29 protein-coding genes are annotated in these 26,640 nt (G+C 42.9%); 8 read left to right on the forward strand and 21 right to left on the reverse strand.

Annotated features, from left to right (window positions below; translation table 11 throughout):
- Positions 1–22 precede the first annotated feature (22 nt).
- From lptE to IKB69_RS08480, 7 genes are all read left to right on the forward strand, one after another.
- A complete protein-coding gene (gene lptE / locus IKB69_RS08450; RefSeq protein WP_290948324.1) occupies positions 23–496 on the forward strand; it encodes an LPS assembly lipoprotein LptE in 474 nt (157 codons plus the stop codon).
- The gene (locus tag IKB69_RS08455; RefSeq protein WP_290948326.1) at positions 493–1,701 is read left to right on the forward strand and encodes a Mur ligase family protein; all 1,209 of its coding nucleotides are present in this window, start codon (positions 493–495) and stop codon (positions 1,699–1,701) included. Before lptE ends, IKB69_RS08455 begins: the two co-directional genes overlap by 4 nt.
- Positions 1,688–2,623: a M23 family metallopeptidase gene (locus tag IKB69_RS08460; protein WP_290948328.1), complete on the forward strand. Its 936-nt coding sequence runs from the start codon at positions 1,688–1,690 to the stop codon at positions 2,621–2,623. The genes IKB69_RS08455 and IKB69_RS08460 overlap by 14 nt, the downstream gene beginning before the upstream one ends.
- Positions 2,620–3,507 carry a M23 family metallopeptidase gene (locus IKB69_RS08465; protein ID WP_290948330.1) on the forward strand — a complete coding sequence of 296 codons (888 nt, stop codon included), beginning with the start codon at positions 2,620–2,622 and terminating at the stop codon, positions 3,505–3,507. The genes IKB69_RS08460 and IKB69_RS08465 overlap by 4 nt, the downstream gene beginning before the upstream one ends.
- Positions 3,465–3,872, forward strand: a complete 408-nt coding sequence (locus IKB69_RS08470) for a polymer-forming cytoskeletal protein (protein WP_290948332.1) — start codon at positions 3,465–3,467, stop codon at positions 3,870–3,872. The genes IKB69_RS08465 and IKB69_RS08470 overlap by 43 nt, the downstream gene beginning before the upstream one ends.
- Positions 3,850–6,912 carry a transcription-repair coupling factor gene (mfd, locus tag IKB69_RS08475; RefSeq protein WP_290948334.1) on the forward strand — a complete coding sequence of 1,021 codons (3,063 nt, stop codon included), beginning with the start codon at positions 3,850–3,852 and terminating at the stop codon, positions 6,910–6,912. The genes IKB69_RS08470 and mfd overlap by 23 nt, the downstream gene beginning before the upstream one ends.
- 64 nt (positions 6,913–6,976) lie before the next feature.
- The gene (locus IKB69_RS08480) at positions 6,977–7,561 is read left to right on the forward strand and encodes a hypothetical protein (RefSeq protein WP_290948336.1); all 585 of its coding nucleotides are present in this window, start codon (positions 6,977–6,979) and stop codon (positions 7,559–7,561) included.
- 8 nt (positions 7,562–7,569) lie between these two features.
- Here the strand turns inward: IKB69_RS08480 and IKB69_RS08485 are convergent, their stop codons facing one another.
- The 21 genes from IKB69_RS08485 to IKB69_RS08585 form a co-directional block, all read right to left on the reverse strand.
- Positions 7,570–7,692 carry a hypothetical protein gene (locus tag IKB69_RS08485; protein WP_290948338.1) on the reverse strand — a complete coding sequence of 41 codons (123 nt, stop codon included), beginning with the start codon at positions 7,690–7,692 and terminating at the stop codon, positions 7,570–7,572.
- 9 nt (positions 7,693–7,701) lie between these two features.
- Positions 7,702–8,817: a cytochrome d ubiquinol oxidase subunit II gene (gene cydB, locus IKB69_RS08490; RefSeq protein ID WP_290948340.1), complete on the reverse strand. Its 1,116-nt coding sequence runs from the start codon at positions 8,815–8,817 to the stop codon at positions 7,702–7,704.
- Positions 8,818–8,820: 3 nt separating this feature from the next.
- Positions 8,821–10,332 (reverse strand): cytochrome ubiquinol oxidase subunit I, encoded by a 1,512-nt coding sequence (locus IKB69_RS08495; RefSeq protein ID WP_290948342.1) that lies wholly within the window; start codon positions 10,330–10,332, stop codon positions 8,821–8,823.
- Between the two features lie 13 nt (positions 10,333–10,345).
- On the reverse strand, positions 10,346–10,600 hold the full coding sequence (locus tag IKB69_RS08500; protein ID WP_290948344.1) for a DUF4492 domain-containing protein: 255 nt from the start codon (positions 10,598–10,600) through the stop codon (positions 10,346–10,348).
- 136 nt (positions 10,601–10,736) lie between these two features.
- The gene (locus tag IKB69_RS08505; RefSeq protein WP_290948346.1) at positions 10,737–11,693 is read right to left on the reverse strand and encodes a Gfo/Idh/MocA family oxidoreductase; all 957 of its coding nucleotides are present in this window, start codon (positions 11,691–11,693) and stop codon (positions 10,737–10,739) included.
- A gap of 6 nt (positions 11,694–11,699) precedes the next feature.
- Positions 11,700–12,233: a PAS domain-containing protein gene (locus tag IKB69_RS08510; RefSeq protein ID WP_290948348.1), complete on the reverse strand. Its 534-nt coding sequence runs from the start codon at positions 12,231–12,233 to the stop codon at positions 11,700–11,702.
- Positions 12,234–12,303: 70 nt separating this feature from the next.
- Positions 12,304–13,308, reverse strand: coding sequence for an A/G-specific adenine glycosylase (locus tag IKB69_RS08515; protein WP_290948350.1), 1,005 nt, complete (start codon positions 13,306–13,308; stop codon positions 12,304–12,306).
- Positions 13,299–13,991: a hypothetical protein gene (locus tag IKB69_RS08520; protein WP_290948352.1), complete on the reverse strand. Its 693-nt coding sequence runs from the start codon at positions 13,989–13,991 to the stop codon at positions 13,299–13,301. The genes IKB69_RS08515 and IKB69_RS08520 overlap by 10 nt, the downstream gene beginning before the upstream one ends.
- A 17-nt stretch (positions 13,992–14,008) precedes the next feature.
- Positions 14,009–14,569, reverse strand: a complete 561-nt coding sequence (gene folE / locus IKB69_RS08525; RefSeq protein WP_290948511.1) for a GTP cyclohydrolase I FolE — start codon at positions 14,567–14,569, stop codon at positions 14,009–14,011.
- A complete protein-coding gene (gene htpX, locus IKB69_RS08530) occupies positions 14,569–15,495 on the reverse strand; it encodes a zinc metalloprotease HtpX (protein ID WP_290948354.1) in 927 nt (308 codons plus the stop codon). The genes folE and htpX overlap by 1 nt, the downstream gene beginning before the upstream one ends.
- 61 nt (positions 15,496–15,556) lie before the next feature.
- Positions 15,557–16,855 (reverse strand): tRNA pseudouridine(13) synthase TruD, encoded by a 1,299-nt coding sequence (locus IKB69_RS08535; RefSeq protein WP_290948513.1) that lies wholly within the window; start codon positions 16,853–16,855, stop codon positions 15,557–15,559.
- On the reverse strand, positions 16,855–17,931 hold the full coding sequence (locus tag IKB69_RS08540) for an alanine racemase (protein WP_290948356.1): 1,077 nt from the start codon (positions 17,929–17,931) through the stop codon (positions 16,855–16,857). Before IKB69_RS08540 ends, IKB69_RS08535 begins: the two co-directional genes overlap by 1 nt.
- Before the next feature lie 53 nt (positions 17,932–17,984).
- On the reverse strand, positions 17,985–18,296 hold the full coding sequence (locus tag IKB69_RS08545) for a c-type cytochrome (protein WP_290948358.1): 312 nt from the start codon (positions 18,294–18,296) through the stop codon (positions 17,985–17,987).
- A gap of 9 nt (positions 18,297–18,305) precedes the next feature.
- Entirely contained in the window at positions 18,306–18,983 is a 678-nt protein-coding gene (locus tag IKB69_RS08550; RefSeq protein WP_290948360.1) for an META domain-containing protein, read from the reverse strand.
- A gap of 53 nt (positions 18,984–19,036) precedes the next feature.
- Positions 19,037–20,254, reverse strand: a complete 1,218-nt coding sequence (locus IKB69_RS08555; RefSeq protein WP_290948515.1) for an HD domain-containing protein — start codon at positions 20,252–20,254, stop codon at positions 19,037–19,039.
- Positions 20,255–20,373: 119 nt separating this feature from the next.
- Positions 20,374–21,066, reverse strand: coding sequence for a hypothetical protein (locus tag IKB69_RS08560; RefSeq protein WP_290948362.1), 693 nt, complete (start codon positions 21,064–21,066; stop codon positions 20,374–20,376).
- Positions 21,063–21,830, reverse strand: a complete 768-nt coding sequence (locus IKB69_RS08565; RefSeq protein ID WP_290948364.1) for an MlaD family protein — start codon at positions 21,828–21,830, stop codon at positions 21,063–21,065. The genes IKB69_RS08560 and IKB69_RS08565 overlap by 4 nt, the downstream gene beginning before the upstream one ends.
- Positions 21,815–22,573: an ATP-binding cassette domain-containing protein gene (locus IKB69_RS08570; protein WP_290948366.1), complete on the reverse strand. Its 759-nt coding sequence runs from the start codon at positions 22,571–22,573 to the stop codon at positions 21,815–21,817. The genes IKB69_RS08565 and IKB69_RS08570 overlap by 16 nt, the downstream gene beginning before the upstream one ends.
- Complete coding sequence (locus IKB69_RS08575) at positions 22,570–23,697, reverse strand: MlaE family lipid ABC transporter permease subunit (protein ID WP_290948368.1); 1,128 nt, start codon at positions 23,695–23,697, stop codon at positions 22,570–22,572. The genes IKB69_RS08570 and IKB69_RS08575 overlap by 4 nt, the downstream gene beginning before the upstream one ends.
- 38 nt (positions 23,698–23,735) lie before the next feature.
- Complete coding sequence (gene miaB, locus IKB69_RS08580) at positions 23,736–25,043, reverse strand: tRNA (N6-isopentenyl adenosine(37)-C2)-methylthiotransferase MiaB (RefSeq protein ID WP_290948370.1); 1,308 nt, start codon at positions 25,041–25,043, stop codon at positions 23,736–23,738.
- 6 nt (positions 25,044–25,049) lie between these two features.
- Positions 25,050–25,298 (reverse strand): HP0268 family nuclease, encoded by a 249-nt coding sequence (locus IKB69_RS08585; RefSeq protein WP_290948372.1) that lies wholly within the window; start codon positions 25,296–25,298, stop codon positions 25,050–25,052.
- A gap of 154 nt (positions 25,299–25,452) precedes the next feature.
- Here IKB69_RS08585 and nusA point away from each other — a divergent pair, with 154 nt between their 5' ends.
- Positions 25,453–26,589, forward strand: a complete 1,137-nt coding sequence (nusA, locus tag IKB69_RS08590; protein WP_290948374.1) for a transcription termination factor NusA — start codon at positions 25,453–25,455, stop codon at positions 26,587–26,589.
- The last annotated feature ends 51 nt before the right edge of the window (positions 26,590–26,640 follow it).

The following is a 26,640-nucleotide window of genomic DNA, read 5'->3' on the forward strand; positions in this document are numbered from 1 at the left end:
ACTTATCGCTCTAGTAGTTACAATGCTTGCTTTTGCAGGCTGTGGCTATGTTCCATCAGCTACTTTTGCGCAAAAAGCTTTAGGGGAGCGTTTCTATGTGGAGCTAAAGGTCAATCTCCCCAACCCAGAAAACTCTGTCGAGCTTAAAGATCTTATGAACAAAATCATTATCGCACGCTTTCAAACGCGTGTTTCTAGTAAGGAAGATGCTGATAGTATTATCATTGTTGAGATTGATAAAATTGCAGATACGACATTCGCTCTTAGCAGTAGTGCATTTACGACTTATTATCGTGTAAGTGCGTATGTAACCTACACCTACGATAATAAAAAAGGCACAAGAAGGATGTTCAATAGCAGTGGATACTACGACTACAATGTCTCGCTAGACAATCCACTTACCACTTACAACAACCGCTACTACGCAATCAATCAGGCTTTCACACAAACAGTAGATCAGTTTGTTGCTCAAATTTCCTTTGAGGGGCAAAAGTGAGAGAGAGTGGTAGTAGTGTAGATTCTAGGCTGGGATTTAGCACTTCCTTGCGTGCTTGCCTAGAATCTAAAGGTGCGGAGTATGCGGAGTTTGATAAAGAGCGCATGCCTAGAATCTTTGCTACCTTGCGCGCTAGTTTTAAGTTTTCTTCTCATATTATCCATATTCTAGGAACAAATGGTAAGGGTAGCACAGGGCGATTTATTGCGTTAGGGCTTTTGGGGCAAGGACATAGCGTGTTGCATTTCAGCTCTCCGCATTTGCACTGCTTTAATGAGCGGTTTTATAAAAATGGGCGCATAGTGAGCGATACAGAGCTAGAAGCGGCACACCAGATTCTACAAGGCTATACTTGCACAAAGCAGGCGAGCTATTTTGAGTATGCCACCTTGCTTGCTTTGGTGCTAGCACAAGAGTGTGAGTATTTTGTGTGTGAGGCTGGGCTTGGGGGGGAGTTTGACTCCACAAGTGTGCTAAGAGAGCTTGTGGAGCTAAGTGTTTTTACGCCCATTTCTTATGACCATATGGAACTGCTAGGAGAGAGTATAGAATCTATTGCTACGACAAAGCTAAAGGCTATGAGCAAGCACGCGATTTTAGCTCCACAAGCTTATAAAGAAGTAGAACCTATCGCTAAAGCTATCGCTAAAAAGCTAGATTCTACACTTATAACAATCACTAAGGGCGAGATAGAATCTAGCCTAAAATTCCCAGATATAGCTACTTATGTGCGAGATTTCGCGCTATTTTTACAGGAGAATTTTGTTGTGGCACTGCATGTGCTTAGGGCTTTGGGTATCGATGATGTAGCAAATATGCCTAGATTTGACTTGCCAGCTAGAGCGCAAAAAATCGCTCCAAATATTATGGTTGATGTGGGGCACAACGCCGAGTGCGCGCGCGCAATGGTGCAAATTCTTGGCAATAAACGCGTAAATCTTGTGTATAATACATTCTGTCAAAAGGATGTATGTGAGATATTGACTATTTTAAAACCCAATATTGATCAGTTGTTAATTTGTCCTATCATACATAGTAGGGCTATGCCTAGAGATGAATTAGTGGCTATTTGCACCGGGCTTGGGATTGGCTATAAAGAGTTTGTGCTTAGTCGCTCTTCAGTCAGGGATGATAAAGAATATGTAGTGTTTGGGTCATTTAGTGTAGTAGAAGCTTTTTTGGAGATGTGGAATGCAAGAAGATAGACTAGTTGTCTCAATTGTCGATGAGAAGGGATCTAGGCAGTTTTCTCTCCCTAGGAATGTTACCAAGCTTGCTATAATCGGTGTGTTTGTGGTGGCTGGGCTATTTTCACTAAGCTTTGTTGCGATGTATTTCCTTATGCATCAAGTCAATGATATTGCTAAGCAAAAGAGCAATGCTATCGCGCAATACCACTCTATCTATCAAAAAAACGCCCTACTTAGAAGTGCCATTAGAGAGCGCACAGATGAGCTAGAAGTGGTAAATTCTAAAATCGATAAGTTAGAAGATATTGTAAGTATTAAGCGTAATATTACACAGCAACCCCAAATCACAAAGGTCGATTTGCAAAGCATTAGCAATACACATAAGTTGTTATTGTTAAGTCTTATTCCCAATGGTGATCCGTTGAAGAACTTCACAAGCAAGCATCTTACTGCAGAGCGTTTGCACCCGTTGCGCAATGTGAACGGAGTTGATGGAGCTATGGACTACATCGTGCCAAAGAGTACACCTGTGTATGCCACTGCTGATGGTGTGGTTGTGCTTGTGCAAAATAATGGCAAAACAGGGCTTGGCAATGTGATTAAGCTTACGCATTCCTTTGGATTCTCATCAGTCTATGCTCACCTTGATACGCTGACGATTAATAAGGGCGATTTTGTGCAAAAGGGGCAGATTATAGGGTATAGCGGCGATAGTGGTCGCTCTAATGGAGAGAGGTTGTATTATGAAGTGGGCTTCTTGGGTAATTCGCTTAATCCTGCCACCTATGCCAGCTGGAATTTTGACAATTTTGATGCGATTTTTCAAAAAGAAGATGGCATTGATTGGAAGAATCTTGTATGGGCGATTGAAGACATTGCCAAGCTTCAAACATTACGCGTAAGCTCTAGCAAGAAACTAAAAAAAGAGTCTTTATGATATTTGACCAACGCCTTGTGTTGATGATCACCCATAAAAATGGAAGTAAGTTTGTCAATGTGAGTATGATTTTTCGTCAAATTACCTTATATATGCTACTCTTTTTCCTTAGTGTGGTGTTTTTTATCGCGGTGGCTATTGGGGTGTTTCGATCAGAAATCGCAGATATCAATGCAAAGACCTCCCTTATTGAAGAGCGGAATGAAACAATGTTACTTGGCAATGCGATTTTAAATGATGAGATCAATCAACGCCTGCAAGAAATCTCCATAGCAAGCGATAAGATTGATAACCTTGAAAATGTCATTGGTGTCAATAATATGCCCAATGAAAATTTAGTTGATCGCGTGGATATAGCAAGTATTACAGGTGTGCAAAAAGCGTTTTTTATGAAGTTTATCCCTAATGGTTATCCTTTAGAGTATTTTACAAGTATGACTGATCCTTATGGTACGAGATTTCATCCTGTGTTACGTGTTGTGCGCCAGCATACAGGTACAGATTTTGGAGCTAAAATTGGTACGCCCGTGTATGCCACTGCTGATGGTGTGGTGGATTGGGCGGATTCTGGCTGGAATGGTGGATATGGAAAATTGGTGAAAATTACCCATTCGTTTGGCTTTAAGACTTATTATGCTCACCTTAACGAAGTATTGGTCAAAGTGGGCTCGTTTGTGAAAAAGGGGCAGCTCATAGCAAGGACTGGGAACTCTGGCGTTAGCACAGGTCCGCACTTGCACTATGAGGTACGCTTTTTAGAAAAGCCTATTGATCCTATGAACTTTGCTAGGTGGGATATGAAAAACTTTGATTCAATTTTTACAAAAGAAAGGAGTATCGCATGGCAATCTTTACTAGCGACGATAAACAACCTAATGGATTAGGGCAGAAGTCCGGAGCTGCAACCATTATCGCACAAGGTACAAAGATTAAAGGTGAGATTGACACTGACTGCCACCTACATATTGATGGTGAGCTTGAGGGAAGTATCCGCTCAAAAAGCACGGTGATGATTGGCAAAAGTGGCTTTGTCAATGGTGAAGTATATGCAAATAAGCTTATTATAAGCGGTAAGCTTCAAGGCTCCACTGAGAGTGATAGTGTGGAGATTGCTTCGCTCGGAAGATTTGAGGGAGTGATTACTTCCACAGAGCTTGTGATTGAGAAAAAAGGTGTATTTATAGGGGAAAGCAAAATTAAAGGGCAAGCTCCACTAGCGTCAAAGAATGCTTCAGGCAAATCTCTATAGAGCCTTTTTAGAAGGACTATCTGCACGGATTATTGTATGCAGAGATTATGAAGAGGCGCTAAAAGCCTATCAAGTCGCGCTCTATGCTTATAGTGTGCAGGTTTCCTTAAAAAAACCACTTTTATGTAAAGAAACACGCCTGCACGCAGGCGATGATGTGCGTAGCTTTTTTGTCGAGCTTGTGGAGAATCTAGCCCAGATTCGCACTTTTTACACTGATGAAAACACCATTTTAATAGCACCACTTTGCTCGCTTCTCTATCCACTACCATCACATAAATACTGCCAGAGTCTTAGACTTGAAGTGGGGAAAGATTATCAACTTCAAATACTTAAAGACACATTGATACGCTATGGGTATGAGAGCGTGGAGATGATAGAAATGGAAGGTGAAGTAAGCTTCCGTGGTGATATTGTTGATATTTACCCACCTCTTGACAAGCCTTATCGCATTAGCTTTTTTGGCGATGAGTGCGAGGGGATTAGTATTTTTAGCATAGAGACACAGCTTAAAGAGTCGACAAGTCAAAGTGTGCTTGATATAGCACCAGCACTCTTTAGCCTAGAGCAAGATGAGTATGAGAGCTTGTGCGAAGCTGTGGAGATGAGTGATTGTGATGTAATGAGCAAGGATATGCTCTCTATCGGGATATGGTACTTACCACATAGATGGCTACTCCCAGCGCACTATCCAACAATGCTTACTAAAACCGCAGTGCTAGAGCTTGGTGAGATTGGCTCACTAGGCATTAGCGATAAATGTGATAAAAGTGATGCGGATTCTAGCGCAGTGGGGTTTTGGGCGCAAGTGCTTGTGCATATTGCAGAATCTAAGCAAAATTCACCGCAAATGCCTATGGTGCTAGAAGAGATAGAATCCTATGTGGATATAGACTTTTACTTAGATAAGCTTGATAAGTTGCTAGCTCACCACGCAGGTAAGCGCAGGACATTTGTGGTGCGCAGTAGAAGCGAGCTGGTGGCTCTAAATGCGAGTGTAGTGGATTCTAGTAGTATTGTAGAATCTAGTGCGGTTGTGCATATTAGCACACCTGATGAGTTAATCATTAGCCTAGAATCTAATATCCCTCAAGCGCAAAAGCGTCCCAAACGCCCAAAATTTGCGCTTAATGAGCTAAATATCGGCGAGTATGTCGTGCATAGTGAGTATGGCATAGGGATTTTCAAAGGTATCATGCAAAACACTATCTTGGGCGTTACGCGTGATTTTATCCATATTCAATATTTTGATGAAGATAAGCTCCTGCTCCCAGTGGAGAATCTCCATACAATTGATCGCTACATTGCAGCAAATGGCTCTATTCCCGTGATTGATCGACTTGGGAAAGGAAGCTTTGTAAGGCTTAAGCAAAAGGCTAGGGAAAAGCTCTTTGCCATAGCGGATTCTATTATCAAGCTTGCAGCTACGCGTAATCTTTTGCAAGGTGTGGTGATTGATACAAAAAGCCCAGATTTAGAAGTCTTCAAGCACACGGCAGGCTTTGCTTTAACGCCAGATCAAGCAGCTTCTATAGAATCCATTTTTAGCGATCTTGCAAGTGGACGCGTGATGGATAGGCTACTAAGTGGCGATGTAGGTTTTGGCAAGACAGAAGTGGCGATGAATGCAATCTATGCTGTGTGCAAAAGTGGTTATCAGTGCGCGCTCATCGTCCCTACAACGCTCCTTAGTGCGCAGCATTTTGCCACACTGTCTAAACGCTTTGCTCCCTTTGGCATACAGGTTGGCAAGTATGATCGTTTTAGCAGCGCTAAAGAAAAGCGCGCGACTTTAGAGTGTTTAAAAAGTGGTGCGCTTGATGTGGTGGTTGGCACACATAGTCTTTTTGGTGTGGAGTTTGCTAGGCTAGGGCTTATTGTGGTTGATGAGGAGCATAAGTTTGGCGTGAAGCAAAAGGAGAGCTTAAAGCAGCTAAGCACAAATGTCCATATCCTAAGTATGTCTGCTACGCCAATCCCACGCACCCTTAATATGGTGCTCTCACACATCAAGGGTATGAGTCGCCTAGAAACTCCACCCACTTCACGCAAAGATCCGCGCACTTTCATCAAGCATAAAAACGATGCCTTATTGCAAGAGATTATTCAGCGTGAGCTACGCCGTGGTGGGCAGGTGTTTTATCTATACAACAATATCGCTTCTATGCCTGCGATTTATGCGCATTTACACAAGCTTTTTCCCACGCTATCTATCGTTATGTTACACTCGCGTATAAGTGCTAGTGAGATTGAGCAGATTATGTATGAGTTTGCGTGTGGAAAGCACCAGATTCTACTTTGCACTGCTATTATTGAATCAGGTATCCATCTCCCCAATGCCAATACTATCATTGTTGATGGGGCGGATCGCTTTGGATTAGCGGATTTGCATCAGTTAAGAGGGCGCGTGGGGCGAGGGGATAAAGAGGGACTTTGCTACTTTTTGATTGAGTCAATGGAGAGCATCACAGAAGATGCAAGCAAAAGGTTGCTTGCGTTGGAGCGAAACTCTTACCTAGGATCAGGGGCTAGCATTGCCTACCACGATTTAGAGATTAGAGGAGGTGGGAATCTTATTGGCGAATCGCAAAGTGGGCATATTAAAAATATCGGCTTTAGCTTGTATCTTAAGCTCTTAGAAGATGCACTTGCTACTTTGAGCAATCAGCCAGTCTTGATGGAGCATAGCGTTGAATTGCGGTTAAATATTAGTGCGTATTTGAGCCCTGATTTAATCACTAGCGATTCTTTGCGCTTGGAGCTTTATCGTCGATTGTCGCTTGCTAAAGAAGTGCGAGAAGTCATTGATATAGAAGCAGAGATCCGCGATCGCTTCGGTGCGCTAGATACATTGAGTCAGGCTTTTATCCAGCTTATTATCATTAAGATTCTAGCTAACCACAAGCACATTAAATCAATCTCGCATTTTGGGCAAAATATCCAAATCACCCTAGAGTCCTTAGAGAAGCACACAATCAAAGCAACAAGTGCTGATGATGAGTGCGTGCTTGAAGCACTGCTCTCATATTTACACAGCTAACTTCACAATGGCTTTATCTCTGTAACTTATAATCGCGCAACATAGTCAAGGAGGCGAAATAGTTATGAAAAATACTACTTTTAGCAAAAAGACTTGGATGAAAGTCCATACATATTTAAGCTTGTTTTTTCTCCCACTTGCGTTGATTTATGCGATTACAGGTGTTGGGTATATCTTTGATTTGCGGCAAGATGCAGGGGCTAGGATCTTTGAGCTGCCTTTAGATTCTACTCCTGAGCAAGGCAAAGAGCAAGCAGTGCTACTTGAACTGCTAAAGACACATAATCTAAGAGTCCCACCAAATACAGAAGTGAAGTTTATCAAGGGTAATCCAAGCATTGGCAATGTTGTATATAGCGCGACAATTAGTAAAGGTAAAGATGGGAAGCCTACATTTAGGGTAGTGGAGAGAAGCTGGTATGGGGTTTTGCTACTTATGCATAAATCTAGTGGGAGTAAGTTTGAATTAGGGGGAGTCAAGCTTTCTGTTTTTGATTTTCTAGCCATAGGCTTTGGCACATCGCTTTTGCTTTTTTATCTCTCGGGTTTGATTGTTACCTCCTTTTGTAAGCGTGATAGAGCTATAAGCTTTAGTGTGCTTGGGCTAGGTGTAGTAGCGACACTTTGTGCGATCTATCTAAGCGTGTAGGCTAGAATCTACTTTTCAGGGTTAGATTCTAACTCTCGCCTGTGTAACTCCGAGATATTTAAACAGATAAATTTATAGCATAGAAATATCACAATGGGCCAAAGTAGAATCAAAAATAGCGTGTATAGCATAAAATCTCCTTAATAAGAATGCTCATCTAAATCATTTGGGCTAAACTTCTTGCTATCCATACATCGCCACACATACACGATATAGCCTAGCACAAATGGCACAAGCAAGCTCACATAGCCCATCACGCTTAGTGTATAGTAGCTTGAGCTTGCGTTAGTTATGGTAAGGGAGCTTTGCAAATCTGCGCTTGATGGGTAGAAAGCACTATCTCCAAGCCCTACATTTAGCAACACTGCCATAACAGTGCACACTGCTCCAATCCCCAAAGCAAATATGCCTTTTTTGCCAACAAGGCTAAGATAGATTCCAGCTAACACAAGTGCCACGCCTATAAGTAGCAAAACAAGCAGGTAGGGCGTTTGCAAAAATGTGGAGAGATACAAATATGCTTGCATACTTACTACACCATTCTCATCGACATAGAACCCATCTTTTACACCAATCCACATCAAGAAGCCTAAGAAAAATGGCAAAAACAGCGTGGTATTTAACAGAAGATCCTTTTTCGCCCTTTGCACAATGGCGCTAGAATCCAGCATATTGATGAAGTAGCTATCTGCTAGCATTCTGCTTAGAAATACCAGCGCAAAACCTAGAAGATAGTTAAAAGGATTTCCCAGCTGCTCTAATCCTCGTAAATTATGCTCCCAGTGCACAAACCTCATCTCATCAAGCGTGAATGCACTCCCAGCAAAAAATGTGCTAACTGCTATGCCTGTTAGAAGCACTCCTAAAAGCCCATTAATCTTCAAAAACAACTCATAAGTTTTAGCCCCTAGTAGATTCCCATCTTTTTTGCGATATTCATAGCTTACAGCTTGGATAATAAAGCAGAGTAAAATAGCTATCCATACCCAATATGCCCCACCAAAGCTTGTGCTATAAAAAAGTGGAAATGCCGCGAAGCACGCTCCGCCAAATAACACCAAGGTTGTAAATCCAAGCTCCCATTTACGCCCAAGCACATTTATGAGTAAAGACTTTTCCTCCTCCGTTTTAGCAAGCTTATCTATAAGTCCCTGCCCACCTTGCACAAAAAACATAAACACCAAAAGCCCGCCAAGCAGACTTACAACCACCCACCAATACACCTGCAATTGCGCTAAATCAAGTCCAAAAAACATCGCCTACTCCTTCTGGCTTGTTGTGTGCGTGTGGAAGCCTTTTCTAATCTGCTTTGCCATAATCCCAAGCTCCGCACATAAAAGTAGAGTGAAAAGGGTTAAGAAGATAAAGAAAGAGATTTGCACATTTGTATATGCGAGATTTGTCGCAGCAATATGCACAGGCATTAGATCTTGAATCGCCCAAGGCTGTCTCCCCACTTCTGCTACAATCCAGCCAGCTTCTGCGGCAATGTAGCCAAATGGCACAGCAATCACACATAGCCATAAAATTTTTCTAAAGTTTGTAATGTTATTTGCCATACATAAGTAGAGCACGATAATAAAAAGCAAGAAAAACAAGCTACCAAGAGCTACCATAATATGGAAGCTATAAAAGGTTATAGCCACAGGCGGTACAGCTTGTTCTTTAGATTCTAGATAGCCATAGCCAAAATTGTGCATATTCTCTTGCAAGATTTGCTGCGCACTATCCATAGCGGCATTAAAGTCGCTTAGAGCTTGCACAGCCTTTTTCCCACTTTCCATCCTAGAATCCATACTTATAACGCCTTTTTTCTCATTGCCAAAGAGCAGGTCATTGATCCCTGGGATAAAGCCCTGCTTGTCTCTCTGTCCCAGGATTGAGAGTGCGTAGGGGATAGTGAAGTCAAACAAAAATGTCGGCTCGCTATCACCAGGCTTTTTCTTTGGGTTTAAGATTCCAAATGCCACAAGTCCAGCCCTATGCTCACCATCATAAATCCCCTCCATTGCCGCAAGCTTCATAGGCTGCTTTTGTGTAACTTGATAAGCACTTTCATCACCACTAAAGAACAAAAATACCGAAGTGAGTAGCCCAAAGCTTGCCCCCACGACAAGGCTACGCTTTGCCATAATGATATGTCTGCCTTTTAGTAAATACCAAGCACTAATCCCCATCACAAAAAGCGCGGAAATCACATAGCCGCTAGCAATGGTATGTAAAAATTTTGGCACTGCCACAGGAGAGAGAGCGATTTCTAGGAAGCTTGTCATCTCATTTCTGGCAGTGGCTGGGTTAAACATCGTGCCTATTGGATACTGCATCCAGCCATTTGCCACTAGAATCCAAAACGCACTTAAGTTGCTCCCAATAGCTACAAGCCAAGTAGAGAGTAAGTGGAAGCGCGGAGAGACTTTGTCCCAGCCAAAAAACATCACCGCAAAGAATGTCGCTTCTAGGAAAAATGCCACAATGCCCTCAACTGCCAAAGGTGCGCCAAAAATATCACCAACAAACCAGCTATAATTTGCCCAATTTGTGCCAAACTCAAACTCCATAATAATGCCCGTAGCTACCCCAATGGCAAAATTTATCCCAAAAAGTGTTAGCCAAAACTTTGTGATAGTCTTCCATCGCTCATCTTTGGTTTTTAGATAAATGCTCTCCATAATCGCTACGATAAAGCTAAGTCCCAAGGTCAAAGGCACAAACAAAAAATGATAAATTGCAGTCAAACCAAACTGCGCTCTACTCCAATCAACATGCTCCACTTGTCGCTCCTTGTTACTTTAGGGTGTGAGATTCTAGCGTAGGCACTGCCTGTGTTTCTAGTGCGTTTGAATCTTTGGTAAGGTTGCCTAAGACATACTCGCTACGCTCTTTTGCTCCACCAATATCGCGGATAGAATCGCCATAGATGAAGTATTTAAGCACGATAAAAATCACCAAAAGCTTGATAAAAATAATCTTCCACAATGTCTTGCCAAGCGTCATATTTGCAAAGCCTTGCACATAAAAACGCACAATATTTTTAAGCATTGATATCCTTAGGATAAGGGGTCAGGCTTGAAACTGTGGATTGTATGGGAATGTAGCTTATGCAAAGTTGAAAATGCACCTAAAGTCTAGAATCCCCACAAAAGCACCAAAAATAAAATATCTTATGACTTTAGCACTACGATAAAGCTTGCTTAGTGATAGATTCTATTATAGTAATAGCTTGTTTTTGCGCGCTAAGGGTAAAACCTTCGCCTTGTAAGATCCCCGTATAACTTGCGGTATGGAGATCTTCAAAGCCTTGTGAAAAATCTATGTGCAAAGCAGGACGAGCACTAGGACGAGCACGCGGGTCTTCTTCTAAAATCCTTAGGGCTTGATTGTAGCTAGAGTGCGCTAGATCGTTTGCGCATATAGAGAGTAGCCACTCCACTTGCGCGTGTGCAAAGTACGCCACTCCACTTGCGCGGTTTGCTTCATAGTGAGTAAGCTCATTGCCTATAAAATCGCCAAATACAAATGCTAGCATATCAAACAAATGCACTCCGATATTGCAGATGATCCCGCCGCTTTTTTGCATATTGCCCTTCCACGATTTGTGATACCACTTCCCCCTAGCACTAATGTAGCGTAAAGTAAGCTTGTAAATATGCTTAGGATTATGTATAAGCTCATCTTCGACCTGTGCTTTTAGGGTTTGTATTTGCTGGTGCAAGCGCAATTGCAAGATCCCATAAACGCGTGGTTTGTGTAAAGAGAAGCTAGAATCCAACTTTTGCGCGCTAGATTCTAGCTTCTCTAATACACTAAGCTCTTTAGATTCTAAAACTAATGGCTTTTCGCAAATCGCACTTGCACCATTTTGTAAGGCTAGAGTGATGTGAGCGCAATGCAAAAAATTAGGCGTGCAAATACTAAGAAAGTCCAGCGGATTTGCGCGCATATACTCGACAAACTCCGCTTCATTAGTGAAAAACTCTGCATTGGGGAAGTAGCGATCAAGCACACCCACGCAGTCGTGCTTATCAAGCGCACCTACAAGCTCGCCACCATTCTCATAGATTGCGCGTAAATGCCTTGGCGCGATATAGCCACCCACGCCAATAATGCCAAAACGCTTTTTTATCGCTTGCATTAGGTTCTAGCTATCGAGCTTTTGTAAATCGCAGATGATGTGGTTGTAGGATTTGTTTTGTGTTTTGACAAACTCTTGCAAGGTTTTTAGACTTTGCTCATAGCTCCCTTTAGATTCTAGTGCGCGCAAGTCTTTATAGAGAGTTTCAAGTGTAGGTACCACAGCGAGATTTGGCGCGCGACGCACGGAGTAGTAGCCAATGATATTGCCTAGGTTATCAAATGAGGGTGTAACATTGGTAAAGACCCAATAATGCTCTTTGTGTTTGGTCAAGTTTTTTACAAATGCAAAAATCTCGCGCCCACTTTGTATATAGTCCCAAAGTAGCTTAAATACGCAAGCAGGCATATCCTTATGACGGATAATATTATGTGGCTTGCCGATAAGCTCTTCTTCACTATATCCACTATATGCTAGAAAGTCGCGATTGCAGTAGGTGATCACACCTTTTAAATCTGTTTTTGAAGTGATAAGCGTATTTGGCTCTATAATAAGACCAAAGTGCGGATCTCGTTTTAGGCTGGCGTGCTGCTTGGGCATAGCGACTCCTTACACTAGATTCTAGCTCAAGGCTTTAGGCATTTTACCTAAGATTTTTATATTAGTCGCCTTAAAAATAGCGCAATGCCTTTTTGGTAAGGTTGGATATAGGTGGAAGATTGTGGATAGGACACCACTGCATATTAGGCAAGAGTGTGGTAGGTAAGCACGCACTAGGGACTTCATATACATAGGTAGTAATGGCGTATTTGGTATAAGCGTGTGTAAAAGATCCTAGTAGGCGATGCGTGGGTAATGGACTTTGTGATTGAGTATCTTTGGCGATTATAGGGAGATTATAGAGCCCTTTATAGAGATGCTCTTGTGATTGGCATAGTGCGATAGAATCTAGATTTTTGCAAATGGCTAGGTGGAGAGTTAGGGGGAGTTTGCTAGCCTTTGACTTGGGGGGTATAGGTTTAAACGCACTGGTGCAATGGTTGGTAATAGGGCAGCTAGCGCACTTAGGAGTAGTGGTGCAAACTAGCGCGCCTAGATCAATTAGGGCTTGGTGGTAGTCAAAGACCTGATGACTTTGTGGGAGTAAAGACTTAGCTAGAGCTAGAATCCATTTTTGACTAAGAGATTTGGTGGCAACAAGTCGTTGCAAAACGCGCGTGATATTGCTATCGGCAAAGTGCGCCACTCTCCCAAAACCAAAGCACATAATCGCCCCTGCAGTATAAGCTCCAATCCCCGGCAGCGCCTGCAAAGCGCGTAGATCATCAGGTAGCTTGGCATTATGCTGTTTCACACAAATCTTAGCGCACGCGTGCAGATTCCTAGCACGCGAGTAGTACCCAAGCCCCTGCCATAAGTGTAGTACTTCTTGCTCGCTAGATTTTGCTAGGGTTGATAGGGTGGGGAAGCGTGCGAGAAATGGGAAGTAGTAGGATTCTAGCACGCGTGAGAGTTGCGTTTGCTGGAGCATTATCTCACTGATGTAAATAGGATATGCATAGCTACCATCGCGCGCGAAATTCCGCCAAGGAAGATTTTTGCGCCCATAAGAGTGATACCAGCATAGTAATGCACTATGGAAAGATTCTAGCGCGATATTGTGGCTTATTTGCATCCACAAAGCCCCTTACATCCACTACTTTCTACTCCACTATATGTGCGAATCTTCCAATATGCCATAATATAGAGCAGTGATGAAACAAATAAGGAGACAAGCATACTAAGAACTATGGTGCAATACACTAGCACAAGTGGGTTTTGCTGCAAAAAGCGCGCGCTATTTAGCATAGCAATTGGTGATTGTAGCTCGACCCCAGCTCCTATGCTAAATGCCAAAGCTAGACAAACCCCAACTAGCATAAGCATAAAAAACAGCCTAACCCTAAAGCCTAGCACAAAATATCTCACCCCCGTTTTGGCAAAGAGTTCTAAAGCTGCCCTACGCTCTATAAGTATAAATACCACGCTAAAAATCGCGCAACTAAGGCAGATAACAATTAAACCAAATATATCATCATTAAAGCTCTCCGCTAATGTCTCAAGCACAGCGATAAACACAAGTAGGAGAAAAAATCGCGCGCAATTAAGCAGGAATAGTGAAGAGCTTGTAGCCTTGGAGAATAGATAAGCCCCACTCATATAACAAAGCAACGCACATACATAGCCTGCAAGAGAGACAAATAGCAACATTTCAAAATCAGCTACTGCAATAAATGCAAGTAACACACAAATGGGCATACCAATCGCCCCCCAGCGCATTAAGATCCTTGCATTATGGAAAGTGGATTCTAGCTCCATAGTAGTCCTTAAGATCTTTAGGATAAAAGCTCCAAAAATTCTGCGCGCGTTTTAGGATCACTGCGGAAAAGCCCGCGCAAAGCACTTGTTTTGATCAGGGGGCTGGCATTGCTACTACGCATACTCATACATAAATGCTGCGCTTCACACACAACCATAACGCCCTTTGGTTCAAGGAGATAAGAGAGCTCATCAGCGATTTGGTTGGTTAGATTCTCTTGGATTTGCAATCGTCTAGCAAAGACTTCTATCAAGCGTACAATTCCACTAAGCCCCGCAAGTGTATCCTTAGGCACATAGCCGATATGAATATGTCCAAAGAATGGTAGGAGATGATGCTCACACATTGAGTAAAACACTATATCTTTGACTAACACCATTTGATCCATATTGTCATTATCAAATAGCGTGCCAAGCGCATCTTTTGGGCTTGTGGTATAGCCGCTGTATAAAGTGGATTCTAGTTCTTGTAGGCGTTTGGGGGTGTTGCGTAAGCCTGCACGCGTAGGATTTTCGCCTATGCGCGTACAAAATGCGTGAAACTCTAGCTCCACTTGAGTTAAGGATTTATCACTCATCATCGTCCCCGTAGTGATTGTATGCGGTTTTGTATGCTTGGGTGTGTGCTAAAGGCTTCGCCTATGCTAAAGATATAGGCAGCTTGGCGGGTTGGATTGGTGTCAAGCTGGGAGAAGTCGTTGCGCTTGTAGCTAGCTTCAATTTTTTGTAGTGCGCTAATGAGTGGATTTGGATTATTCATAAGATAGGCGCTGCCTGCATCTGCCATATATTCTCTACTGCGACTAAGGAACATTTGTAGCCAAAGTGTAAGAATTGGTAGGACAAATTGCAACACAAGTAAGATTGTCTTAGCTTTTTGTGCGCCTTCATTGCGATTGTTCCCTAGGAACATCCACACCGCGCTATTGCACACAAGTAGCAAGATATTGCTCAAAATTCCCACACACATAGTAAGCCGCACATCGCCGTGCCGTATATGGCTTAGCTCATGGGCTAGCACAGCTTTTAGTTCTTGATCATCTAGGCTAAGGGCTAGAGCTTTGGTAATGGCTATAAGAGAGTTTGGCTCACTCCAGCCACTAGCAAAGGCATTCATATAGGGTGCGTGGATAAGATAAAGCCTAGGGGAAATGGGGCTAGAAGATCTGCGCAGTACATCATCAAGTGCATTGCGCACACGCGCCTGCAAAGGCTCTAATGGCACTCCCTGTGAGAGCTCTTCATACTCATCACCAGAGAGCATAATAGCATCAAAGCGCGAAATGCTATACCAAATAATGACCACAGCTACAAGACTTGTGAGACAGGTAATAAGTGGGAATTCTTGCAGGCTTAGAAGCAGGTAGAATCCACGCTCAAGACTTTGGGCATTAATGCGCACAATATCGACCAAAAGCCCTATAAATAAGAAGATAGCCACATAACAAAGTAGCACAGCATAAGTCTTTAGCGAGTTTTTTTGCACAATCGCTTGAAAGTTCATCGTGTTCTCCTTAGTTGTAGGGTTGATTGGGCGGTATTGTATCGTGTTATTGGGCAGTTTATCATTTGCTTTGGGTGGGGGATTGAGATTTTAGGTGTTGCTTTAGTATCTGCTCTAAAAAGCTTGTGGCATACGCGCCACTTGGCAGGCTAAAGTGTAGTTCTGCTTGGGCTACCTGGGGCTTGTAGATATACTCCACATCACTTGCCCACACCCACGCATATCGCCTAGAGCTAGGTGCGAGAATGGGGCTTATGAAGTTTCTCTCTAGCTGTCTTGCAAGATTATGCGCATATTTTAGATTCTGCCCACTTAGCGCACCTGTGGGGGAAAAGCCTTGGTGAAAAAATCTTTCGCATTCCGCTCTTGTAGGAATATCTAGTGTAAAAAGCTTGCCGTGGGGATAGTGGCAGCATAGATCGCCATCTAGGAGCGTGAAAGCTTGAGACTGCTTGTGTAAGGATTCTAGCGCGGCTTTAGGGAGAGATTGTAAAAATCGCGCACAAAGCGTGGTAGCGCAAGCATCTTGCGCACGCTCAAGGCAAAATGAGGATTCTAGCTTGCTAGGTTTTGTGGCATAGTGGCGTGCGAATTCTTGCAGATCTTTTACGCTAGAATCCCTTACCCACGCACTTAAGCATATCCTAGCCCTAAGCCAGCCATTAAACAAAAAACTCTGGTAGCTTGAGATGAAAAACTCTCGCATTGCGCGCTTTTGCTTTGTGCTTGTGCTAGGAGAGTAGAAAAGCTCTGGGACAAGCTCTGTGAGTAGCGCAAGATAGGGAGCTTCATAGATTGTTATAGTGGATTTTGCTGAGTGTTGCATATTGAGCGCACGCCCGAGCAAATAATTGTCCCCATTTATGCCAAATCGCTGGAATCCAAAAAAATTGGGGAAGCCATTTTGAGCAATGTGTATGAAAGTAGATTCTAGCTTTTTGGCATTGGCTGGGGTAAGCTTTTTTAGTCGCATAAAAAAGCGATTCCCTTTCAAATGTCCTAGGCGAAGCTTGTTGCTATGTAGTGTGCTATCAAGTAGCTTTATATCATACTCTTTAGCTATGGAGTTAAAGCGGGCGTGGAAGTCTTGCGCATTCTTTGCTGGGATTGATAGGTATTGTGTGGTGGTGGCGTGCTTATCCTTTAAACCGGCGTAGCCTATGGATTTTGCAGGGAGGTTAAAATACTTAGCGATAATACCAATAAGCTCAAAGGTTGTTAGATTTTTTTTCCTCACCTTTAAGATTCTATGCTCGCCACTCCCGCTAAAGTCATATAGCGGGAGCTCTTGCACGACAAAGTCTCTAGCACTATGCGCGAAATAGCACTCAATAGGTGCGTGTGCATAGGCGAAATACATCACACTACCACGCGCTTTAAGGTAGGGGATAGGTGTGTTAGGATCATATAGGGAATCGCGCCAAACTCTTTAGCCCACTCACTTACATCGCTAAATACACAAATTTCTTCTTTCTCGCTTTGGCAGGAGAAACAGTCCATAGACATTACAGGTAGGATTTTTTCTCCACTTGCGCAAGTGAGATTCTGCCTAGAATCTACTCGCAACAGCCCATCACCATAGCCTACATCATAGGTGCTAAAAACTCCATTTTCTTGCACGACACTTACACCTCCATAGCCGATCTTGTCACCCTTTTTAAGATATAGGCTAGAGATTTTTTGTGCATAGAGACTTGCTACTGGAACAAGCGAGATAGGTAGAGTAAGCTCGCTTGTGTGATACCCGTACGCACCAATGCCTATGCGCACCAAATCGCCTAGATCATTGACATTGGCATTATGTAAGCATAGGCGTAGGGCACCGCTAGTGCTAAGGGAGTGGAATCTAGGTATAGGATCATTGCGCACTTCGCACCATTTGCACACCTTATCTTTAACCTCCCTAAAAGCTTGCACTGATGTAAAGAAGTTTTCATTATCATTATCTCCATAACCATTGTGTCCAAATACCCCAGCAAGCCTAATATGCTCCGCATTTTCAAGCTGTGCTAGAGCAGAATCTAGCTCATTGATAGTAATGCCATTGCGATGCATTCCAATGTCGATTTTTAGCTCAATATTGCGCGTTTGGTGAGCGTTTTTATGCTCGGTGATACAAGATTGAAGAGCTTGTAAAGAGGGGATGGATGCCCAGATATTGCTCGGTGCATTTGGCGGGATCTCACCATAGAGCGCGGTGATTATACGAAAGTGCTGGGCTATGCTTATAGCTTCTTCATAGTTTTTGACAAATACAGATTCTATGTTAGCTTCTTTGGCTAGATGAGCCATTTGTTTAAGTCCGTGTCCATAGGCATTATCTTTTAGCACTAGTGCGAGATTGGGGGTGGTGGGGTAGGTGGCTTTGGAGAGTTCATTGGTGATTGCCGTAAGATTGTGGAAAAATGCTTGAGAGTCAAGGCGGATATATGCCATATAGAGCCTTTAGGTAGAAAGTGGGGCATTATACACAAAGGTAGCTTTTATGGCTATTTGGCTTTGGGCAGGCTTGAGATATACTCTGCTAGCTCTTTTATGTCTGTATCGCTTAGATTCTGAGCTTGGATATACATAATGCTTTTAGCCCCACCATTATCGGCAAATTGCGCCCGATAGCCTTTAAGATCGGCGATGAGCTTTTGCTTGCTTAGTCCTGCTATGCTCGTGCCACCTCTTGCCCCGGGGGCGATTTTCTGCCCATCTTCGCCGTGGCAAGCGATACATTTTGTAAAGATTTTAGGCGCAGAATTTGCTAAGGCTAGGGAGCAAGCAAGTCCTAAACATACTAGGGGGTGTAGCATTGTCCATACCTAGGAGCTAGTGTTGCGATAGAGATAAATTGTCATTTCTTTACCCTCTAGGACTAGGTAGTCTCTAGATTTTTGGACTACTTTAAAGCTCCCTTCTAGTTCACGGATAAAGCGAAACTCAAAGCGCACAATCTCACTAGGTGAGCAAAGCTTGCGTGTAGAGCCACCATTTGATAGCTCGATATGCTCCTTATCGCTCCATATATAGCTTGAGAAATATGACCCGCAGCCACTTTGCCCAGAGATTCTACCTTGTGTCGTATCGAAATTAAGTGTAGCGACCTCATCAATTTGCGCAATCTCGTTTAAGCGGGATTTGTCATAGATTAAAGCCATAGCATCAAGCTGTGCTTGGGAGAGATTATTTAACGCTTCCGTGGTTTCTTTTGCTTTTAGAGCCTTTTGCGGTAAGTCATCTTGCTCTTGCTTTGCTAGATTCTGCTTGGCATTAGCCGCTAGGACTTGGGGGGCGTAGAAAGTCTCTTTGTTGTCAATCACGATTTTTTGCACATACCAATCATCGCCGTTAATGTTGCCTTGTGTGGCTTTGCGCTGGATATATTCAAACAGCGAGCAGCCACTCCCTAGCACTAGCACATTAGCTAGGATAAAAAGCGTAAAAAATACCCGAGCTACTTGTAGTATGTGAGAATCGCTTTGAAAATGTATTTTGTCCATTATGCTACCTTAGTCCTAATTTACTCTAAGAGACAAGCAAAAACTAGTCCATATTATACAAAATCTCTAAACAATGCTCCTAGATCAAGTCCGCATATTTGTGTATCTTTGCGTTTATCTAAAATCCCTCGCGCACCTTGGATTAGGTCATGGCTAGAAATGCCGTGTGCGATGGAGATTCTCGCTTCTAAAAACGCACTTAGATGATCGCAGACCTTCAAAAACTCTCCACATACAGGATTGTATTCATCGCTATTGTAGCGCGCAAAAAGCTCGTTAGAATCTTTCGTATAATGTGTGAAATCCTCGATCCTATATCGATTGGCAAATTCATTTTGTGTGAAATACACAATATCAGCACAGATAGATTCTGGGAGATGGGCTAGAATCTTTTCTTCTACTGCGCGCACTTCAATTTGCTTGATTTGCTCATCTAGCCCTGCTATGGAGGTTTTGATAGGAGAGATAATATCGCGTGTCAAAATCTCTGGCAAATCGTGGAAAAGACCACCTAGGAAGTGGTTGATACGCATTTGTTTGCAAGAGGGCATATCAAGACTTAAAAGATAGCCACAAAGTGCTACCACAAGTGTATGTCCTAGCACAGAGGTTGCTGGAACGCGTGGGGTTTGACTCCACCGCTTTTGGAATCGAAGCTGCCCAAACATTGTGATAATTTCGCTAAATTGCTTAAAAAGCACGACTTGCTTCATACCTTGCAAGTTGTAATGCTTTTCTACTTCTTTGTCAATGATGGCTTTGATATTACCTACATCAAACATTGTTGGATTGAAATGGTGGATAATATCAAACTCCCATTTTGAAGCATAGTAGTGAGCAGCTTGGAGGATTTGCTTCTCAATATTGTGGGGCGGGTGCTTGAAGTAGTGATCTAGTGATGAGAAAAACTCATACTCACAAAGATCGCCCCTAAGCTCTCTTGTAACAAAGCTCGCAAGCTCTTTTCTATGTAGCTTTTGCAACTCGTGGAAAACGGGTGGTTTAATATCTGTAAGCACCACACGCTCAAAAAAATCAAAGCAAAAATACTCTATAAGTCGCTCCCAATCAATCTCGCGCCCATCAATCTCCTCATACTTAGCGAACAAATAGGCGATGACCATTTTGTGCGCCTGCTTATCAAGCTCGACAAACTCCACTGGACAAGCTTGGTCATTCCACCTGCGGATAGAGGCGGCGACAAAGATTCTGCGCAATAGCTTGGTATTGAGGCGTGGTTTTTTGGGGAGTGCTGGTGATTGAGCAGACAAGTGGGCTTGGGGGGTGCTGGATTCTAGGGGAGAGGCTACATTAGATTCTGGTGAGAAATCTATAAGTGATTTGTCGTTTTGCAAGAAGATCCTTTCGTGCTTGGGTTGCTAGTTATACATTATTTTTTGGGTTTGTAATTTATGATATCTAGTTCCATATAGCGGATAATCTCATCTAGTGCGTAGTCAAATGCGCGTTGCAGTGCCAGAATTTGTCCATGCGTATTCCACACCAGCCCTTCATGGACAACATCACTTATGATAGTAAATGTATCGCCCTGTTGGATTTCTTGCCCAAGGAAGAATATATAATTTATAGTGACGAATGCGACTTTCTCATCTTCGATGATCCCCATATCGCGCAGACTCACACGCAAAGTCATCGGTGTAGTGGCAAGTGGGCTTAGTAGCGCGCATTTTTTCGCTGCGCGTGCTTGAAGTGCTTGGGTCATCAGCTCTGTTGGCAAGCCTAGTAGCTTTGTATCTGGTAGCGGTGTAAGTTCACTAGAAGTGGTATGTAGCAAAATCTGCTGGGTATCTATGTATGTGGGAGCTTCAATCTCTAGACGCAGTGTGGTTGTGGTGGCAGTTACACACTGGTGTTTGCGTTCTGATTTTATGCGTGATTGTATAGTCGTGCTAGATTCTAGAGTATAGTAGCGTTGCTTTGGCGTGGAGATTTTGAGATTCACACAGCCACTAAATGCGATTATAGCAGCCACACTGACACCAAGGGTTACTAGAGTCTTGACAAAAGCGAAGAGACTTTGGCGTGGATTGCGAGTAAGATCTTGAATCATTAAGCTTCTCATTTGCTGGCTCCAAAAATAGTAGAATAGGGATCGCGGTCAAATTTATTAAGCAAATTGGTAGTTTTTTGCAGGAATATATCGATATGCTGGAGAGATTTTTGTGTCTGGTAGAGTGTCGAGCTTGCCAAACTTAGCACGCTACCTTGCTCCTCACCTAGTTGTTTGTTGATTTGATGAAGCATATGGTTTAGATTTTGGCTTAGGACTGGAAGCTGAGTAGAGAATCTATCAAGGGAAGCAAGTGTGTTGCTAATATGTGCTACATTTTTCTCGCTAAGGAGTTTGTCTGCGCTATCAAGTACACCTAGTATTTCTTCTAGTGCAGAGTCTGCTTTACTGCTAAGCTTGCCTAAAAAACCTTGATCAAGTGTTAAAATCGCATCGCTATCGCTAGTAATAATCTCGCCTTTTAGATTCTGGCGCAAAGCTAGGTAGCTAAGCCCAGCTAGTCCTTGAGAGTCAATAAGTACGCTAGAGCCTTTAGCTATAGGGATTGATTTTTGGATAAGTAGGGTGATTTTGACCATACCTAGCTGGGTGGTGTCAAAGCCTATGTGTTTAATATGCCCAATGGTAATACCCTTATATTTAATGGGTGTCTTTACGGTAATGCCAGATATATCATAGCTTGTGGTGATGGTATAAGTGCGAAAGTTATCTTCGTTAAGGCCGATTCTACCAAACCACAAGATAAACGCAATAAACCCAATGAGTATGACAAAAAACATTCCTCCTATGAGCACATAATTTACATTTCTCTCCATAGCCTCTCTCCTCGTTTGCTGAAAAATAAATTACTAGAATCTAGCGTATGCGCATTTTGCGCAAGCTCGCTAAGATTGCCCAAAAATTCTATCTGCCCATCTTTTAGCATTAAAAACCTATCGGTTGTATCCTTGATAGAATCTAAATCGTGCGTGATCATTACAATTGTCATTGTAAATTCTAATCGAAGTGTGCAAATAAGCTCATCGAGTTGCTGTGCACTAGCTGGGTCAAGCCCGCTACTAGGCTCATCTAAAAATAAGATTCTAGGGTTTAGGGCTAGGGCTCGTGCCAATCCTACACGCTTCTTCATGCCACCACTTAGCTCGTGTGGATAGAGATGGTAGGCTTTGGGGCTAAGCCCCACGCGATCAAGCAGGTATTTTGCCACTTCAGTAATGCTTGATTGCGGATATGCGCTATACTCTTCAAGGAGTATACCGACATTTTCTAGCACATTTAATGAACTAAAAAGCGCGCCAAACTGAAAGAGCACGCCACAGCGCGTAAGCAGTGTGCTAGGGTCTTTAAGCTGCCAAATATCTTCATCAAAGATTAGGATTCTGCCACTTTTAGGGCGATTGAGTAAGATCATTGAGCGAAGTAGGGTGGATTTCCCGCTACCACTACCTCCTAGAATCCCAAAAATCTCACCTTCATAAATATCAAAACTAATATGATCGTGGATGAGCCTATTTTCATAAGCGGTGCAGAGATCTTGGACTTGGATAAGCGATTTCATATCCCAAGCCTTGAGGTGATGAAAGAAAACGCCGCATTAATAGCGATGATCCAAAAGAGCGCATTAACAACGCTAATAGTAGTAACGCGCCCTAGCTCTTGAGTGTTCTCCTTAATGCAAAATCCACGGAAGCACCCTACAAGCGCAATTGCCGCGCCAAAAAATGGAGCTTTGACAAGTCCGATGAAAAAGTGCGACCAACTCACACTCTCATACACGCGATCAATATAAGTCCCCATATTAATCCCTAACTGCATATACACAGCAAGCATACCGCCTAGCAGGCTAAACGCATCGGCTAAAAACACTAGAAGTGGCATAACGATAATGAGTGCAAATAGCCTCGGAATCACAAGAAATGCAATCGGGTGGAAATTCATCGTTTTCATCGCATCAATTTCATCAGTTAGGTGCATTGCTCCAATTTGTGCAGTAAAGCTTGAGGCGCTACGCCCAGCGATGACAAGTGCTAGGATAAATGGACCCATCTCACGCAAAGAAAGCTTGGCTGACATCTCAATACTCAGCATCGGCGCACCCATAAGCTCTAGCTGCACTGCTCCTTGCAGTGCTATGGCAAAGCCTACAATAAGGGCGGTAAGTAAGCTCACGGGCAGGGCTTTAAAGCCAGATTCATTGATATGATAGAGCAAGGGAGTTAAGCGGACATCGCGTCTCCATAAAGAAAGTGCTAGATAGTAAAAGCTCATTCCCACAAAGTTTAAAAAGTCTAAAAAGCTTTGATAAAAGCTATAAGCCCACTTGCCAAGCGAAGCAAGTAGTGCGCGAAACAAGTATCGCTTGGGTGCAGGAGGCATCGTACTCACTAGGCATTGATCAAGCACGACGCATATATGCTCACTTGCTTGGATTTCTAGGGATTTATGCAAATGTGTCTTTAAAAAAACCCCAAAGGCTAAGTCGATTTGCGCATCTTGTTCAAAGACAATGCGCGCTATGGAAAAATGCTTAGATTTTAGCGCGCGTCTTAGGGCAATGAGTGCATGCTTAGGGGCGCGGAAGTCCCACACTCCACCGATGATCATCGTAGCTTTGGTAGTGGTAGAATCTATGCGAAAGTATGGTGCCTGCACTTCTTGCGCGCCTTTGTATGCAATCGCCATTAGCAACTATCCCTAGTATCAGTTAGCTCAAGCAGAGCCTATGTTAGCTCCCCAAAGAGTGAGCCACCTTCATTGCGTGTGATTCTTACACGCACAAACTTCCCAAGATCTAGTGCGACATTTTCTATATGGATGAGCTTGTTGTTATCACTGCGTCCTTCGCTAAAGACTACATCTTTATTTCGTAAAGTGTTTTCTACAAGCACGACATATTCTCTACCTATTTCCGCACTAGCCTTTTGGCGCAAAATCTCTCTATGTCGTTCTTGTAGGGTACTTAAGCGCGCTTGTGCAATATCTTTGGGGATATGGTTAGACGGGTCAAGCGTGTAAGCAAGTGTGTGTGGGCGTGGCGAGTAAATAAAGCTATAAAGCGTATCAAAGCGCACTTGCTCTAGCACATCAAGTGTGTGAGTGAAGTCTTCCTCGCTCTCACCAACAAAACCTACGATAATATCTGTGCTAATTGTTACTTCCGGCACAAGTCCTTTGAGTCTTTGCACTCGGTCTAAAAACCACTCTTTGCTATACCCCCTGCGCATAGCTTTTAGAATCTTGCTTGAGCCACTTTGTAGAGGCATATGGATAGATTTGCATACTTTAGGATTACGTGCAAATTCGTGGAGAAATTCATCATCCATATGTAGCGGATGGGGGGAGGTGAAGCGGATTCTCTCTATGCCATCAATTTGCGCTAGCTCCGCTAAGAGTCCGGAGAAGTTGATTTGTTTATGCGCACTAGAGAAGCGCGCGCCATAGTTATTGACATTTTGCCCAAGCAGTAAAAGCTCTTTGATGCCATTTTGCGCAAGCTTGCGCGCTTCAGTGAGTAGCAAATCAAGGGGGATGGAGATTTCCTTGCCCCTTGTGTGGGGTACTATACAATAAGCACAGGATTTATCACAGCCTATAGAGATATTGAGCAAAGCCTTTACTCCACTAGAGCGTACCCCCTCAAAGGCATAGAGACTATCATCATAGCTAAGATCCACTTCTACCGCCTTGGGTTTGTGGATTATTTGCGTGATTTTAGAGATATTGCGCGCACCTAGGACAAAATCTACTGCCGAAGATTTGCGCAAAATCTCTGCGCCCATATGGCTTGCTGTGCAACCACATACGCCGATTTTTGCGCCTTTTTTCTTCTGCTGGGCATATTGCCCGATTTCTGAAAAAAGCCTGCGCTCGGGCTTTTCGCGCACGGAGCAAGTATTGATGAGGATAAGATCTGCTTGTGTGGCATCATCGGTGAGTGTGTAGCCCTCTTTGCGCTCTAGCTCTGCTATCATATGCTCGCTATCGCGTTCGTTCATTGCGCAGCCAAGTGTTTGGACAAAAAGCTTCATGGCAACTTATAGAATCCTAAATTCATAGATAAAGTCTTTAGCATCAAGTCCGTAGTGCACCTCGCCCATATAGACAACTTTGCCTTTAGATTCTAGCAGGGTCTTTGCTTTTTGTAAGTCTTTTTGACTATTTTGCTTATCAAGGTAGATCATTTGCAAGGGAGAAGTAGATTCTAGCAGACTTTCTACTACGATTGTTTGCGCGCTTGCTTGAGAGATGTTTGCTGTGTCCATAGGGGCAAGTTTTAGTTCCATATCTATATACTCCAAAATAAAGATTTGTGTCATTGTAGCTAGAATTGGCTTAAAAATTTGCTACAATAAAATCCACTTTCAAGACCCACTAAGATAAGACTAATCCCTAAAGACTAAATCTATCATTGAAAGAGCTTAAAGACAAAGGAGTGCTATGGAGAAGATTGTAGATATTATTGACCTTATTGCTTGTGAGAAAGGGCTAGAGCCTAAGCTTGTTGCACAAGTGGTAAAGGATACCATTATAAAGGTCGCTAAAAAGCAGTTTGGTGAAGAGCTAAACTATATCATAGAAGAAGATGAAAAGCACCGCACTTTTAGGCTTATCCACTCTGTGCTTGTATGCGCTGATGATGATGAGAGGATTAGCGCTGATCCGCATAATTTCATTGCACTCTCAAAGGCGAAAGAAGCATCAGAAGATGATGTGAGCATTAATGATGAAATTCATCACGAAATAAGCCTAGAAAATATGAGTAGAAATGCGGTTAATATGCTCTTTTCTGATTTGGAATACCACATCCAACGCACCATAGAAAATCAGCTTTTTGTAAGCTTTAAAGAAATGCTAGGCAAGCTTGTAAGCGGACAAGTCATAGCTATTGATGATCAAGAAAACACCTTTGTAGAGATCCAAGACATTCGCGCAGTTTTGCCACTGAAGAATCGCATTAAAGGTGAGAAGTTTAAGGTTAATGACACTATTAGCTGTATTGTAAAATTTGTGCGCTTTCAAAAAGATGGCTTATATGTCGAGCTATCTCGCACCACGCCTAAAATGCTTGAAGCCCTACTGGAGCAAGAAGTCCCAGAGATTAAAGATGGGGAAGTGATTGTCCAAAAGTGTGCTAGAATCCCGGGCGATCGCGCTAAAGTCGCACTTTTTTCCACAAGTCCAAGGATTGATCCCATTGGATCAAGTGTAGGGACAAAGGGCGTTAGGATCAATGCTGTAAGTCATAAGCTTAATGGCGAGAATATTGACTGTATTGAGTATTCGGAGATCCCAGAGATTTTCATCTCCAAATCCTTAGCCCCAGCACAAATCATCTCAGTAAAAATCCTAAGCAACACTGACGAGGAGAAAAAAGCTCAAGTGCATATAATGAGCGATCAAAAAAGCAAAGCGATTGGTAAAAATGGTGTCAATATCCGCCTAGCTTGTATGCTTACAGGATTTGAAATCGAGCTTATAGAAATCATCAAAGAAAAATCACAAGAAGATGTAGAATCTAATAAAGAAGAACAAAAGGTGGGGATCGATGCGCTTGAGTCGCTTTTCAAGGCGTAGCATAGAGCTTATATGCTTGCGTGATTAAGGATTTTTACAAAGTTGCATTAT

This window comes from Helicobacter sp. (genome assembly GCF_017502485.1).
In the GTDB taxonomy this organism is placed as follows: domain Bacteria; phylum Campylobacterota; class Campylobacteria; order Campylobacterales; family Helicobacteraceae; genus Helicobacter_B.